The sequence below is a fragment of the Arthrobacter sp. LAR12-1-1.1 genome, assembly GCF_040676555.1.
In the GTDB taxonomy this organism is placed as follows: domain Bacteria; phylum Actinomycetota; class Actinomycetes; order Actinomycetales; family Micrococcaceae; genus Arthrobacter.
The window spans coordinates 51,224-64,052 of sequence record NZ_JBEGIG010000009.1 but is presented as its reverse complement, the minus strand read 5'-3'; the positions used below and the strand labels follow the sequence as shown (position 1 = coordinate 64,052).

15 protein-coding genes are annotated in these 12,829 nt (G+C 66.9%); 4 read left to right on the top strand and 11 right to left on the bottom strand.

From position 1 onward, the window contains the following. Window positions 1–650: 650 nt before the first annotated feature. From rpsN to rpmB, 3 genes are read right to left on the bottom strand one after another with little or no spacing between them, the layout of a single operon-like run. On the bottom strand, window positions 651–956 hold the full coding sequence (gene rpsN, locus MRBLAR12_RS07495; RefSeq protein WP_026266887.1) for a 30S ribosomal protein S14: 306 nt from the start codon (window positions 954–956) through the stop codon (window positions 651–653). A 4-nt stretch (window positions 957–960) separates the two neighbouring features. Next, on the bottom strand, window positions 961–1,128 hold the full coding sequence (rpmG, locus tag MRBLAR12_RS07490) for a 50S ribosomal protein L33 (protein ID WP_003798558.1): 168 nt from the start codon (window positions 1,126–1,128) through the stop codon (window positions 961–963). Further along, window positions 1,128–1,364 (bottom strand): 50S ribosomal protein L28, encoded by a 237-nt coding sequence (gene rpmB, locus MRBLAR12_RS07485; RefSeq protein ID WP_011693744.1) that lies wholly within the window; start codon window positions 1,362–1,364, stop codon window positions 1,128–1,130. The genes rpmG and rpmB overlap by 1 nt, the downstream gene beginning before the upstream one ends. A 504-nt stretch (window positions 1,365–1,868) precedes the next feature. Here rpmB and MRBLAR12_RS07480 point away from each other — a divergent pair. The 3 genes from MRBLAR12_RS07480 to MRBLAR12_RS07470 are packed head-to-tail and all read left to right on the top strand — an operon-like array spanning window position 1,869 to window position 4,604. Further along, window positions 1,869–3,311 carry a ferredoxin reductase family protein gene (locus MRBLAR12_RS07480; protein ID WP_364744841.1) on the top strand — a complete coding sequence of 481 codons (1,443 nt, stop codon included), beginning with the start codon at window positions 1,869–1,871 and terminating at the stop codon, window positions 3,309–3,311. Continuing rightward, on the top strand, window positions 3,308–3,811 hold the full coding sequence (locus MRBLAR12_RS07475; RefSeq protein WP_364744838.1) for an FMN-binding protein: 504 nt from the start codon (window positions 3,308–3,310) through the stop codon (window positions 3,809–3,811). Before MRBLAR12_RS07480 ends, MRBLAR12_RS07475 begins: the two co-directional genes overlap by 4 nt. Window positions 3,812–3,851: 40 nt before the next feature. Beyond that, window positions 3,852–4,604 carry an FAD:protein FMN transferase gene (locus MRBLAR12_RS07470; RefSeq protein ID WP_364744854.1) on the top strand — a complete coding sequence of 251 codons (753 nt, stop codon included), beginning with the start codon at window positions 3,852–3,854 and terminating at the stop codon, window positions 4,602–4,604. A 9-nt stretch (window positions 4,605–4,613) separates the two neighbouring features. Here MRBLAR12_RS07470 and MRBLAR12_RS07465 read toward each other — a convergent pair whose 3' ends face one another. Both MRBLAR12_RS07465 and MRBLAR12_RS07460 read right to left on the bottom strand, forming a co-directional pair. After that, window positions 4,614–5,375: an SGNH/GDSL hydrolase family protein gene (locus tag MRBLAR12_RS07465; protein WP_364744835.1), complete on the bottom strand. Its 762-nt coding sequence runs from the start codon at window positions 5,373–5,375 to the stop codon at window positions 4,614–4,616. Between the two features lie 74 nt (window positions 5,376–5,449). Then, complete coding sequence (locus tag MRBLAR12_RS07460) at window positions 5,450–5,929, bottom strand: MarR family winged helix-turn-helix transcriptional regulator (RefSeq protein ID WP_229996065.1); 480 nt, start codon at window positions 5,927–5,929, stop codon at window positions 5,450–5,452. A gap of 103 nt (window positions 5,930–6,032) precedes the next feature. Between MRBLAR12_RS07460 and MRBLAR12_RS07455 the strand changes: the two genes are divergently transcribed. Next, on the top strand, window positions 6,033–6,320 hold the full coding sequence (locus MRBLAR12_RS07455; RefSeq protein WP_229996064.1) for a YciI family protein: 288 nt from the start codon (window positions 6,033–6,035) through the stop codon (window positions 6,318–6,320). Between the two features lie 10 nt (window positions 6,321–6,330). Here the strand turns inward: MRBLAR12_RS07455 and MRBLAR12_RS07450 are convergent, their stop codons facing one another. From MRBLAR12_RS07450 to MRBLAR12_RS07425, 6 genes are all read right to left on the bottom strand, one after another. Continuing rightward, a complete protein-coding gene (locus MRBLAR12_RS07450) occupies window positions 6,331–7,185 on the bottom strand; it encodes an SGNH/GDSL hydrolase family protein (protein WP_364744831.1) in 855 nt (284 codons plus the stop codon). 378 nt (window positions 7,186–7,563) lie between these two features. Further along, window positions 7,564–8,571 carry a siderophore-interacting protein gene (locus MRBLAR12_RS07445; RefSeq protein WP_364744851.1) on the bottom strand — a complete coding sequence of 336 codons (1,008 nt, stop codon included), beginning with the start codon at window positions 8,569–8,571 and terminating at the stop codon, window positions 7,564–7,566. A gap of 119 nt (window positions 8,572–8,690) precedes the next feature. Next, window positions 8,691–9,521, bottom strand: a complete 831-nt coding sequence (locus MRBLAR12_RS07440) for an ABC transporter ATP-binding protein (protein WP_229994212.1) — start codon at window positions 9,519–9,521, stop codon at window positions 8,691–8,693. 1 nt (window position 9,522) lies between these two features. After that, window positions 9,523–10,545 (bottom strand): FecCD family ABC transporter permease, encoded by a 1,023-nt coding sequence (locus MRBLAR12_RS07435; RefSeq protein WP_364744848.1) that lies wholly within the window; start codon window positions 10,543–10,545, stop codon window positions 9,523–9,525. A gap of 83 nt (window positions 10,546–10,628) precedes the next feature. Beyond that, complete coding sequence (locus MRBLAR12_RS07430) at window positions 10,629–11,696, bottom strand: FecCD family ABC transporter permease (RefSeq protein WP_229994213.1); 1,068 nt, start codon at window positions 11,694–11,696, stop codon at window positions 10,629–10,631. A gap of 10 nt (window positions 11,697–11,706) precedes the next feature. Next, complete coding sequence (locus MRBLAR12_RS07425; RefSeq protein ID WP_364744827.1) at window positions 11,707–12,813, bottom strand: iron-siderophore ABC transporter substrate-binding protein; 1,107 nt, start codon at window positions 12,811–12,813, stop codon at window positions 11,707–11,709. Window positions 12,814–12,829: the final 16 nt, after the last annotated feature.

The following is a 12,829-nucleotide window of genomic DNA, read 5'->3' as shown; positions in this document are numbered from 1 at the left end:
TACAATAAATTGGTATCAACAAACTTGGCACACTATTGAGTTCTCAAACAACAGACACACCCGGCACCACCACAACCACATTTCGGTCGAGGATCGCTCCGGAGCAACTTTTCAAACTTACCCGAGTCCGGAACACTTTGCAAATCAGCGTTTCCGCGACCCGCAAACCATCCGACCCGCCCCATCCCGAACCCGGAGCGCACAAAACGCCGACCAGATCCGGTCTTGAAATTTAGGGGATTGGCCGCCTCCGGTTCCCAGCTTTCCGCTGGTCTCCCTCTCGGCGACTTAGAAAACAATACACCCACCCACGCCCCACCGCAACTCCACCCCACACACCCGCCCCACCACCCCAAAACCCCGCCACCACAGGCCACAACCACCCAAAAACACCCCAACACCCGCCCCGCCGCCCCAACCCGGAACTGTGCACTGCATCACCACAGCACCAACCGCAGCCAACAACACCGCCGCCGGCACCACCGAAAGAACACCCGCCGCCGCTCGCGGCCAGGCCCGGCGGCCGGGCCCTCGATTGGCACCCAGGAATTCGCGCCCCGACATTCGCGATCAGGCGTTAAACGCAAGAAGGGCCGGCAACCAAACGGTTGCCGGCCCTTCTTCAAGCCACTGGCTTCAGGAGTGCTGAATTACCAGGAAGACTTTGTGATGCCCGGGAGCTCACCGCGGTGAGCCATGTCGCGGAAGCGAACACGGGAGATGCCGAACTTCTGGAAGGTACCGCGGGGACGGCCATCGATGATGTCGCGGTTACGCAGACGTACCGGAGAGGCGTTGCGGGGAAGCTTCTGCAGGCCGAGGCGAGCAGCTTCGCGTACTTCGTCGGTTGAGTTGGGATCAACCAGAGCCTTCTTCAGTTCGAGGCGCTTTGCAGCGTAACGCTCGACGATGACTTTACGCTGTTCGTTCTTAGCGATCATTGACTTCTTAGCCATGTGTTTAGCGCTCCTCTCGGAATTCGACGTGCTGGCGGATTTTGGGGTCGTACTTCTTCAGAACCAGGCGGTCCGGGTCGTTACGACGGTTCTTGCGCGTCACGTAGGTGTAGCCCGTGCCCGCGGTCGACTTCAGCTTGATGATCGGACGTACGTCCTTATCCTTTGCCATTAGAGCTTCACTCCTCGTGCCAGGATGGCGGCGACGACTACGTCAATGCCGCGTACGTCGATGGTCTTGATGCCACGTGCAGAGACCTGCAGGGTGACATTACGGCGCAGGGACGGAACCCAGTAGCGCTTCTTCTGGATGTTCGGGTCGAACCGGCGCTTGTTGCGACGGTGCGAGTGCGAAATGCTGTGTCCAAAGCCCGGCTCGGCTCCGGTCACCTGGCAGTGTGCTGCCATGACGACTCTCCTCAAAAAATAAATGAAACGGCTAACGGAGTTCCCGCTGACCGTGCGTTGGGCGGCGTCCGCATCCGGCTCCCGCCCCAATCACCGGGTCCGCGGGATTCAGGCAGACGGCGCAAACCGTCTGGTTCCTCACTGCGGCGAAGATTGTGGGCCACGGGCACCTGGCGATGGCGGTCCGTTGGACAGCCATTGCGAAGTGCCGGGATGCTGGGCGAATACAGGAATGCGCGCAACTTGAGCCCCTAACTACCGGCCTCCAAGACCGTCGATTTCTCTTCACGGGTCCTGCCAACCGGAGCAATTGCGCACGCTCCGCGCCACCTAGCGCCTACCAAGTCTACGAGTTCGGCGAATTAAAGACCAATCCGTCACTGAATGGTGTATAGGGCAGCAGCCGTCGGCCAGCCCGGGCAGTGGGCCGGGACCCTCCTAGGTCATATGCCCGACGAAGCAATTTCACAGCCAAATGATAGGCAGCGAGGCGATTCTGGGTCCATGAACACACAACTTCTGACGAGCCGTCCCGAGGTTCGCCGCAGCTCCCGTGGCGCTGTGAACCCTTTCAGGGGGCAGCACCGGCGGCGGTTGCTGAGAGCGGATCTGCTGACGGTTCTTTTCTGGGCGTCCTTGGCGGGCGCCATCGCTTTGTGGCTGGCCGACGGCGGCATGGCCGGCTTCTCGACTCCAGCCGGCTCCTTCACCGCGTTGGGGATTGTGGCCGGCCTCGCCGGCATGGACCTGGTGATTCTCATGTTGCTTCTGGCGGCCCGTATCCCGCTCATCGACCTCACAGTCGGCCACGACCGCGCCCTTGAGTTCCACCGCAAGCTGGGCAAGCCTGCCTTGTACCTGCTGCTCGCGCACGGGATCCTGATTGCGATCGGCTACGGCATGGCGGAAGGGCTGGATCCTGTCAGCGAGGCGGTTGCGCTGTGGGTCCTCGTGCCGGACATGTGGCTGGCCTACATTTCCATGCTCCTGTTCATCGCCGTCGTCGTCACCTCCCTGGTAGCCGTCCGACGGCGGTTTCCGTACGAATTCTGGTACGCCGTCCACCTCCTGACGTACGCGGCGGTCCTGACCGCGCTCCCCCACCAGTTCAGTGTGGGCGGCCTCTTTGCCGAAGGCACCTGGCAGCGCTGGTACTGGCTTGCACTGTGCATCGGAACCGGCGCCGCCCTGCTCTACTACCGGGTGGCCCAGCCGCTGGTAGCAACGTTCAGGCACCAGTTGACCGTCAGGCGGGTGGTACGGGTGGCCCCCGGAGTGGTGAGCATCGAGATGTCCGGCCTGCGCCTGGACCAGCTGGCAGGCAGCGGTGGCCGGTTCTTTATCTGGCGGTTCCTGGCTCCCGGATTGTGGTGGCACCCGCATCCGTTCAGCCTGTCCGCCGATCCCGTCAGTTTCGACGCCGCCGGCGAAGGGACGCTGAGGATCACGGTCCGCAACCTGGGCGCGGGTTCGGCCCAGCTCGCGTCACTCAGGCCCGGCACCAAGGTGGCGCTGGAGGGTCCGTACGGGCTGTTCAGCACGGCCGCGCGGAGCCGCAACCACGTGGTTATGGTCGGTGCCGGGATTGGCATTACCCCGATCCGTGCCCTGCTGGAGAGCACGCCATTCCAGCCCGGGAACGCCACTGTCATTCTCCGCGGCCACAGCGAATCCGAGCTCTACCTGGGCGAGGAAATCCTCGACCTCTGCCGGCAGCGGGGAGCCACGCTCTTCCATCTGACCGGCTCCCGCCCGGCCGGCGTCCGGACCTGGCTGCCGGAGAGTTCCGCGCGTGCCGGCCACCGGCTGGCCAGTTTTGACCCGCACGTCGCCGATGCAGATGTCTACGTCTGCGGCCCGGCCGCCTGGGCGCAAAGCGTGCTTGAGGACGCCCGCGCCGCCGGCGTCCGGGAAGACCAACTCCACTACGAAAGGTTCGACTGGTGAGAACCCGCGCAGCAGTTTCAGCAGCCCTGGCCTCCGCCGGCATCCTCATCGCAGGCTGGCAGTCGGGCGTCCACACAGCCGATACAAGCAGCTCCGTCGCGAGCGCGGCGACTGGCACCACCGGCGCCGAAGCGCTGGGCCCGGACGACTCAACGGCTTCGTCCGGCTCGTCGGGCGCGGGCACTACAGGCGCCTCGGGCACCACGGGGGCCTCGGCCAAGGCAGTGGGGACGTACGCCGGCTCAGTCGTCCAGACCCGGTTCGGCTCCGTCCAGGTGCAGATCACCGTGCAGGCCGGAAAGATCACTGACGTCACGGCGCTCCAGCTGACCGATGCTGAACGCAAGTCCGTGCAAATCAGCAACCGGGCGGCCCCGCTCCTGCGCGCCGAGGTGCTCCAATCCCAATCCGCGGACGTGCAGACCATCAGCGGTGCCACGGTGACTTCCGACGCGTACTTGAACTCCCTGCAGGCGGCCCTCGATGCAGCCAACCTCTGAGCTGGGCGGCTCTGCCCTGAAGGCCAGGACCTTTGGCTCCATGGGCACCGTCATCAGCCTGACCGTTCCTGCCGGGGCCGTTCCGGGAATAGCGGGGGACGGGGAGCGCGAACTCGACGCCACAGCTGCCGCCGTCGAACGGGTGTTTGCCCGCGCGGATGAGACCTTCAGCCTGTACCGCCCCGATTCGGAGGCCAGCCGGCTAGCCCGCGGGGAGCTTTCTCTTCGGGACTCATCCGCCGGGATGCGGGATCGCTACGCCGAGGCGCTCAGCTGGCGGCTCATGACGGAGGGCTCATTCTCCCCGGAACGGCCCGACGGCGTGCTGGACCTTTCCGGGATCATCAAGGGCCACGCGATCGGGCAGGCCGGTGAGGCGCTGCGAAGCCGGGGGATGACTGATTGGTGCCTGAATGCCGGCGGTGATGTGCTGGTGATGGGCTCGCCCGTGCCAGACAGCGGAGCTTCGTGGGCGGCCGGCGTCGTTGATCCGCTGGACCGCTCGGCGCTGCTTTCCGCCTACGGACTGGGCGGGCCAGGCACCCGGCGGGCCCTTGCGACGTCGGGCTCGGCGGAGCGGGGTGACCACATCTGGACTGCGGGCTGCTGCGGAGTCGAGTTCGCCCAGGTCTCCGTGGCCGCGGCCGACATTGTCACGGCCGATGTGCTCGCGACGGCGATCGTTGCGGGCGGGACCGCGATGCTGCACCGGGCCACTGACGGCTGGGACGTCGATGTGCTCGCCGTCCGCCGGACCGGGGAACTGCTCGCAACGCCGGGATTCCGCGCCTAGGTTGCCGTTCTAGAGGTGGGTTAGCTGGCCGTACTTCGGCTCCAGGCCGTCGCCGGACGACTTGCCGGTGACGCGCCGGACAACCCACGGGCCGGCGAATTCGCGGACCCATCGGGCATTCGCACGGATGGCGTCCATGCGGCTCAGTTCAGGTACCGGAGTCATGGGCGGGACGTCTATCGAGTGCTCGTGGGCCAGGACCGTGAGGACGCGCTTGGCCATGTTCGCGTGGCCGGCGGCGGACATGTGCATCCGGTCCGTGGCCCACATGCCCCAGTCGTAGTACTCGCTGAAACGCCAGTAGTCGACCAGCAGGGCGCCGTGGTCCCCGGCGATGCCGCGAACCAGTTCGTTGTAGATGGCTGTGCGGCCGCGCATGGTGCCGAAAATTTTGGAGCCCCGTGCGTCGAAGCCGGTGAACATCACCACAGTGGCGCCGGTGGCCGTGAGCTTGCGGATCCCGGCGTCGTACTCGGCCAGCAGGTCATCGATGTCGACCTTGGGCCGGAGGATGTCGTTGGCGCCGGCGTAGATGCTGACCAGGGTGGGTTGGAGTGCGACGGCGGCATCCACCTGTTCGGCCATGATCTGGCGGAGTTTCCTGCCGCGGATGGCAAGGTTCGCGTACCCGAAGCCCGGATCGGCAGCGCCGAGCCCCTCTGCCACCCGGTCCGCCCAGCCCCGGACGCCGTTGGGCCGGGTGGGGTCGTCGTCGCCGACGCCTTCCGTAAAGGAGTCTCCAAGGGCTACATAGCGGGACGTGAAATCCATGGTTCAAGTCTGCCAGCAGTTGCCGCGAGCAACAAAGACGGGATTGCACGACGGCGGCGCAGTCAGCGTCGCGCTTAGCTGTCCCGCAGGATCCAGTGGTCGTCGTCGAGCCGGCCGACGATTTTTTCGCCGATCCGGGCCAGGTCGGCGACGTCCTGGGGGCTCAAGGCGTCGAGGAACAGCGACCGGACGGCCTCCACGTGGCCCGGGGCGAGCTTCACAATCGTCTCCATGCCGGCTTCGGTCAGGTGCGCCGTGGTGACGCGGGCGTCGCCGGGGTGCGGCCGGCGCTCAAGCCAGCCGCGGTTCTGCAGCTTGGTGACCACATGGGAGAGCCGGGACAGGGAGGCGCTGGTGCGCGCCGCGAGCTCACTCATGGGCAGGAAGCGCCCCTCGGCCTCGGAGAGCATCGCCAGCACGTTGTAGTCGAACAGGGAAAGCTTGCCCGCGGCATGGAGCTGGGTGTCCAGGGCTGCTGGCAGCATGGTGTTGATGCTGAGCTGGGCAAGCCAGGCCCGGCGTTCGTCGGCGTTGAGCCAGCGGGGTTCGGTCATGGCTACATTCTAGGAGACTGGAAGCTTGACGATTCAACTTCAGGCTGGGGAATTCCAGAAAAGTTCCCGCCTGTCCGCGGCCTGCTACCGGTAGGCTGGCCGCATGTACGTAGTCTCCCTGACATACAAGGTCCCCGACGACATTGTGGAGTTCCATCTTTCGGCGCACGTGACGTGGCTGCAGACGGCCTTCGACGAGGGTGTCTTCATGGTCGCTGGGCGCAAAATCCCCCGCACCGGCGGCCTGTTGCTCTCCAACGCGGACCGGGCCAGCCTTGACGCTTCCCTGGCCAAGGACCCTTTCTACGTCAATGGTGTGGCTGATTTCGAAGTCATGGAGTTCCACGCCAACAGGGTGGCTCCGGGCTACGAAAACCTGCTGGACAGCTGAGCCCTGGCGGCTACCCGGCGCCCGCCTGGCTGCCGTCGCGCTGATTCTGCAGCAGCTTCTTCAGGCCGCCCTTGCGCGGGACCTTCACGGGTTCGGGCCAGCGCGGCCGGAGCTGGTCGCCGAGGGTGACGCCGCGGAGCTTGCGTCCAAACAAGGGCAGCACCCAGTCGTGGACCCAGCGGCGCTGCCGGCGTTCCCACTCCCGCCAGCCCGGTTTCACCTGCGGCTCCCACTCCTTGGGCTTGATCTTGTGGGGCACGCCGAGGTGGTCCAGGACCTGTGAGGCGAGGTATTTGTGGCCTGCCTTGGACATATGCAGCCGGTCCAAATCCCACATCCGCGGGTCATGGAATGCGTCGAAGCACCAGTAGTCCACCAGCACCGCGCCGTAGCGGCCGGCGATCTCGCGGACGCGCCGGTTGTAGAAGGCGTTGCGTTTCTTCAGCGGCTCCAGCAGCGCGGAGACCTTGACGTCGAAGCCGGTGAACAGCACCAAGGTTGCCCCTGTGCCGGCGAGCGCAGCCACCAGGGTCTCGTAGTCCTGCATGAGGGAGCCGATGTCCGTGCCGAAATCCAGGATGTCGTTGCCGCCCGCGTACAGGGTGACGAGGGTCGGCTCCATGGCCAGGGCGGGACCGAGCTGTTCGGTGATGATGTGGCGCAGCCGTTTGCTGCGGATGGCCAGATTGGCGTATTCCCACCCCGGCTGCGCTTTGGCGAGCTTTTCCGCGACCCGGTCCGCCCAGCCCCGCACGCCGTTCGGGAACCGCGGATCGTAGTCCCCCACGCCCTCGGTGAAGGAATCCCCCAAGGCAACGAAGACCCGCCGCCCACCTCGATCCGGATGCAAAGGAAATGAACCCACCCAACCAAACTACCCACCCCAAAAAGCGGACAGGGAAAGGGAAGGTTAACCCAAGGTGATAGGCCCAGCGAGCGGCGGCCATGGTGAGTGTCGTTTGTCCCACACGGGGCGCACCGAAGGTGAGCCGGCCGCAGGACCGCAATCGCCGCTTTGCAAAGGAGCGCACCGAACGTGAGCCGACCGCAAGGCCGACGCCGGTGCTTTGCGAAGGAGCGCATCGCCGACTGAGGCCGCCCGCGGCCGAAGGAGGTGTCTAAGCGACGGCAAAGCAGCGGTGGCGGGCGAAGCCCGGAAGAACTTGCGGGAGCGTCGCAGCGGGAACCGCGAAAAGTGCAGGAGCGTCGCAGTGGGAACCGCAGAACCTGCGGGAGCGTCGGTTTACAGCTCGGCCTTGCCCTGCCGCCAGTACCCCATGAACGCAACCTGCTTCCGGTCGATCCCCACGTCCCGCACAAGGTACCGGCGCAGCTCCTTGACGGTGCCCGCTTCGCCGGCAATCCAGGCGTAGAACGGCAGGGCGCCGGCGGGCTTGTCAGGGTTTTTGCTGGCTCCGATCGCCGCGGCGTCCATCCGGGCGGGGGTCTCCCAAAGGATGTCCCGGTCCACGTTGACGTCATCGGGCTCCGGCCCGGCCCCGCCGGCGGCGGCCTTGATGCCTACCCAGCCGGGTTCGGGAACAGCGGCGCGGACGGCTTCCTGCAGGAGTTCGCCGTGCGGGCGTGAGCGGCCAATCGAGGCGCCGCGTGCCAGCCAGGTGATTTCGATGTCCGCGTCCGACAACAGATCCAGGAAGTCGCCGGCCTCGGGGACTTCAAGGAACGCGTGCCCGCTCATGTACGGCGGAAGGCTTTCCAGGATGGCGCTGATGGCCGGAACGGCGGTCTCGTCACCTGCAAGCAGTACCCGCTGGGCCAGGCCCGGCCGCCATTCGATGCCGGAGTAGGTCTCCGCCGTGACACAGTGCGCGGCCCGGTTGTTGGGTCCGATGATGGTGAGGGCGTCCCCCGGCTTGGCGTTCAGGGCCCAGTTCGCGGCGGGTCCGCCGTTGCCGGCGGCATCGAAGTGCAGCACGAAGTCGACGTCGATCTCCGGGTAGACGGCGTCGAGGCGTTCCTGCCGCACGGTGTAGGTGCGCATGGAGCCGCGGATCGCGGGATCCATGGCCAGCCATTCCTGGTACCAGCCGGACTGCTCCATCGCGAACACCGGCAGCGGCAGCGCCGTGCCGTCCTCGGCGAGGGACGGGATCATCAGTTTCACGCGTAGGTCCAGGGTTCCCCCGTGGACGCCGAAGTCACGCAGCGAGTACCCGCCGAAGGTGACGCGGCGGAAGTTGGGGCTGAGCTGCTGCACCGCGGCGACCGTCACGTCGAACGCCAGGGTCATCGGCTGGGTGGCCGGTTGGTCCCTGACCGCCGAAGGCGCGCGGCGTGCCCGCGCCTGGTTGAGGTCTACTGTCGTGCCGTCCGTTGCACTGCTGTTTGTTGCAGTGCTGCTAACTGCCCTCATGGGACCAACTCCAGGGTTGCTGTTTCGGCTTGTGGGAAATCGGTGTGGTGCCGGCCGAGCGGAATGATCAGCGGCGTGCCGGAAATGGGATCGGGCAGCACCCGCGAGTCCAGGCCGAAGACGTCACGGACCAGGTCCTCGGTGACCACGTCGGCGGCGGTGCCCTCGGCCACGATTCTGCCGGCCTTCATGGCGATCACGTGGTCCGCGTACCGGGCCGCCAGGTTCAGGTCGTGCAGGACGATTGCCACGGTGGTGCCGCGCTGCCGGTTCAGGTCGGTGACCAGGTCCAGGACCTCCACTTGGTGGGCCAGATCCAGGTAGGTGGTGGGCTCGTCGAGCAGGAGCACCTCGGTTTCCTGGGCAAGCGCCATCGCGATCCACACGCGCTGGCGTTGCCCGCCCGAGAGTTCGTCGACGTTCCGCTCGGAGAGTTCCAGCGTTTCGGTGGTTTCGAGCGCCCGCTGCACGGCTAGATCGTCGGCTGCGCTCCAGCTGCGGAAGAAGCCCTGGTGCGGGTAGCGGCCGCGGCCCACGAGGTCCCGGACCAGAATGCCGTCCGGGGCGGTGGGGTGCTGCGGGAGCAGGCCGAGGATGCGGGCGAGTTCCCTGGCAGGGCGGGAATGAATGTCCTTGCCGTCGAGGGTCACGGTACCGCGGGCTGGCTTCAGCAGCCTGGACAGGCCGCGCAGGAGCGTGGATTTTCCGCAGGCGTTGGCGCCCACGATCATCGTCACTTTGCCCTCGGGGATCTCCGCCGTGAGGTCTTCCACCACCCGGCGCTGGTCGTACTGCAGCGTCAGGTTCTTGGCGTTGAGAACTGCCATGTCAGGCGTCCTTTCGGTTGGCTGTGACCAGGAGCCACAGCAGGAACGGTGCACCGAGCGCGCCTGTGACCACGCCGACGGGAAGGACGGTGCCGTCCAGCAGCAGGGGGGCGATGTTGGCGGCAAAGTAGTCCGCGGCGAGGACAATCAGGGCGCCGACGAACGCGCCGGCCGGGAGGCTCGACTTGCCGGTGAAGCGGCGCGCGATGGGCCCCGCCAGGAAGGCCACGAAGGCCACGGGCCCGGCTGCTGCCGTGGCGACGGCGGCCAGGGCTACGGCAGCGGCCACCACGCCGAGCCGGGTGATGCCCACCCGGATGCCGAGTCCGGCGGCGGCGTCGTCTCCCAGTTCCAGGATCCGGAGGGGGCCGGCGAGGACGGCGACGGCGGGCACCAGGGCCAGCAGCGCCAGGCCCAGTACGCCGGCGCGGTCCCAGCTGGCGGAGTTCAGGGATCCGTTCAGCCAGATCAGGGCCTCGGCCGCGGTGCGGATGTCGGCCCGCGTCATCAGGAAATTGACCACGGCGTTCAGTGCCGCGGCGATGCCGATGCCGGCAATGATGAGCCGGCTTCCGGCTGCGTTGCCACGGTTGCCGCCGCCTGATCCGAGGGAACCGCTCCGGGAGATTGTGTAGATCAGGACGGCTACGGCCATGGCCCCGCACAGCGCCGCCCCGGAGACGGCGGCGCCGGAGGCCCCGAAGACGACGATGGCGGTGACGGCGGCCGCGCTGGCCCCGTAGCTGATGCCGATGACGTCGGGACTGGCCAGCGGGTTTCGCAGCATGGTCTGGAACAGGGCGCCCGAGAGCCCGAAGGCAATCCCGATCATGGTGCCGACGACTGCCCTCGGGAGCTTGTTCTCCATCACGATGAAGCTGGCGCCGGGGATTTTCCCGCCACCGGTGAGGTGGGCCGTGAGGATCCTGAAGAAGTCCGGGATGGTGACGGTGTAACTGCCCAGCAGGATGCTGACGGCGAGGAGCACCACGACGGCGAAGGCGAGGAGGGCCGTGCGGCTCATGAACCGGGCATTGCCTGCCAGTTGGCGCTCCGCGGGGGCGTTGTCTCCCAGCTCGTGCCTGACGTTGGCGAGGTCTGCCCTGCTCACAGCCCTGCCCCCTTCCCGCGGCGGACCAGCCACACGAAGACGGGCGCACCCACCAGGGCTGTCATGATGCCCGCGGGGACTTCGCCGGGCAGCAGGATGACACGGCCCACCACGTCCGAGAGCAGGAGCAGCACGGGCGCCAGGACCAGCGAGAAGAGCAGGATCCAGCGGTAGTCCGGGCCGGTCAGGAAGCGGACGGCGTGCGGAACCACCAGGCCGACGAATCCGATCGGGCCGGCCAGTGCCGTGGCCGAACCGCAAAGCAGCACAATGCCCAGCGCGGTGACGCCACGGGCCAGGCCGACGCGCTGGCCCAGGCCGCGGGCAATGTCGTCCCCGAGGGCGAGGCTGTTCAGGATCCGCCCGGTGAACAGGACGATCAGTGCCCCGGCGGCCAGGAACGGCAGCCCCGGCAGGACCACCGACCAGTCCCGGCCGGCGATCCCGCCGACCTGCCAGAAACGGAACCGGTCCAGGGTGTCCTGGCTGGAGACCAGGACGACGTTCATCAGCGAATACAGCCCCGCACTCAGGGCCGCGCCGGCCAGTGCCAGCTTGACCGGCGTCGCCCCGTCGCGTCCCATGGACGCGATCAGATAGACGACGATGGCGGCGGCTGCCGAGCCGATGAACGCGAACCAGATGTAGCCGGTCAGGGACGAAACGCCGAAGACGTAGATCCCGGTGACCACGGCGAGGGCGGCGCCGGCGTTGACGCCGATGATGCCGGGGTCGGCGAGCGGGTTGCGGGCCACCCCCTGCATGGCCGCGCCCGCCAGCCCGAGTGCGCCGCCGGCGAGCAGACCCAGCACGGTGCGCGGGATGCGGGCGTGGATGACGGCGTGGTTGCCGTCGGTGGGGTTGAACTGCGTCAGCGCCTGCCAGACCGTCCCGAAGGGAACCCCGCGGGCCCCGACAGCCAGCGACGCTGCACAAACCAGAACAAGTACGACGACGGCGGCCAGCAGCCAGGCGGCCTGCTTTGCGGGGGCTTTCTTCCCGGTGGGGGCCGGCGGTGCGCCGGGCGCACTGGCGGCGGGCGCCGTCGTCGTACTGTTCGTCATGGGGAGGGTGTTACTTCGCTGCGGTGACTTTGTCCGCTGCGGTGGCCAGTTGCGGCAGGAACGTATCCAGTGACCACGGCAGGCTCAGCGGCGAGGAAGCGGAGATGGACAGCGTCAGGGTGTTGTCCGAGTCGGCAACCAGGGCGCCGCTCTTGATGGCCGGGATCTGGCCCAGCAGCGGGTCGGCCTTGATGGAGCCGGTGGTGGCCGCATCCGGCACCCAGGTCACGAAGATATCCGAGTTGAGTTCGTTGGCCTTTTCGGCGGACCACGGGATGAAGAATTCCTTGGAACCCTTGGAGTTGTCCTCCACAACGGATGCGAGCTTCATGCCAATTTCGCTGAGGAAGCGCGGGCGGTTGTCGTTGGCCGTGTAGACGTTGACGCCGTCGCTCTTGTCCGGCTCCAGGTTGCCGTAGATGAAGGATTTTCCGGCGATCTGCGGGTACTTGGAGACCTTGTCCTTGATGGTGGCCTCGGTGTCGGAGACCAGCTTGGCGGCGTCGGCTTCCTTGCCGAGGGCCTTCCCGATGATGGTGGTGGAATCCTGCCAGGAGGTGCCATAGGCGACCTCCGGCTGGGCCACGACCGGTGCGATTTCGCTGAGCTTCTTGAAGTCCTCCTCCGTCAGGCCGGAGTAGGCGCCGAGGATGACGTCCGGATTGAGCTTGGCGATCTCGGTGAAGTTGATGCCGTCGGCCTCGGAGAACTGGACGGGGGCCTTCGCCGAGCCGAAGCCTGCGCCGAGCTTCTCCAGCGCGGCGTCCTTCCACGGTGTGGAGCCCTTGTCGTTGCCGCCCCATTCGTTCTTGGGGACGCCAACGGGAACCACTCCGAGGGCGATGGCAACGTCGTCGTTGACCCAGGAAACGGTAACCACGCGCCTGGGCTGTTCCTTGATGGTGGTCTCGCCGAAGAGGTGCTTGATGCTGACCGGGAAGGCGATGCTGACCGGCTCGCTGGGGGCGTCCGCCGCCGTCGAACTTGCCGGCCCGGTGGAGCAGGCGGTCAGGGTCAGCGCGACGGCGGCCAGAAGAACCGCGGCCCGCCCTGCGGTCTTGCGGAGGCGGCGGCCGGCCGGGCGGCCGGCGGAACGGGGGAAGACGGCGGAAGCCACGGAACTCCTTAGGTAA

Excerpts from the sequence above, each read along its gene's own strand:
- MRBLAR12_RS07455 (WP_229996064.1), top strand. The coding sequence starts at position 6,033 with ATGTACGTAGTCTCCCTGACATACAAGGTCCCCGACGACATTGTGGAG.
- MRBLAR12_RS07460 (WP_229996065.1), bottom strand. The coding sequence starts at position 5,929 with ATGACCGAACCCCGCTGGCTCAACGCCGACGAACGCCGGGCCTGGCTT.
- rpmG (WP_003798558.1), bottom strand. The coding sequence starts at position 1,128 with ATGGCAAAGGATAAGGACGTACGTCCGATCATCAAGCTGAAGTCGACC.
- MRBLAR12_RS07465 (WP_364744835.1), bottom strand. The coding sequence starts at position 5,375 with ATGGATTTCACGTCCCGCTATGTAGCCCTTGGAGACTCCTTTACGGAA.
- MRBLAR12_RS07435 (WP_364744848.1), bottom strand. The coding sequence starts at position 10,545 with ATGAGCCGCACGGCCCTCCTCGCCTTCGCCGTCGTGGTGCTCCTCGCC.
- MRBLAR12_RS07480 (WP_364744841.1), top strand. The coding sequence starts at position 1,869 with ATGAACACACAACTTCTGACGAGCCGTCCCGAGGTTCGCCGCAGCTCC.
- MRBLAR12_RS07440 (WP_229994212.1), bottom strand. The coding sequence starts at position 9,521 with ATGGCAGTTCTCAACGCCAAGAACCTGACGCTGCAGTACGACCAGCGC.
- MRBLAR12_RS07445 (WP_364744851.1), bottom strand. The coding sequence starts at position 8,571 with ATGACCCTGGCGTTCGACGTGACGGTCGCCGCGGTGCAGCAGCTCAGC.
- rpsN (WP_026266887.1), bottom strand. The coding sequence starts at position 956 with ATGGCTAAGAAGTCAATGATCGCTAAGAACGAACAGCGTAAAGTCATC.
- rpmB (WP_011693744.1), bottom strand. The coding sequence starts at position 1,364 with ATGGCAGCACACTGCCAGGTGACCGGAGCCGAGCCGGGCTTTGGACAC.
- MRBLAR12_RS07430 (WP_229994213.1), bottom strand. The coding sequence starts at position 11,696 with ATGACGAACAGTACGACGACGGCGCCCGCCGCCAGTGCGCCCGGCGCA.
- MRBLAR12_RS07470 (WP_364744854.1), top strand. The coding sequence starts at position 3,852 with ATGGGCACCGTCATCAGCCTGACCGTTCCTGCCGGGGCCGTTCCGGGA.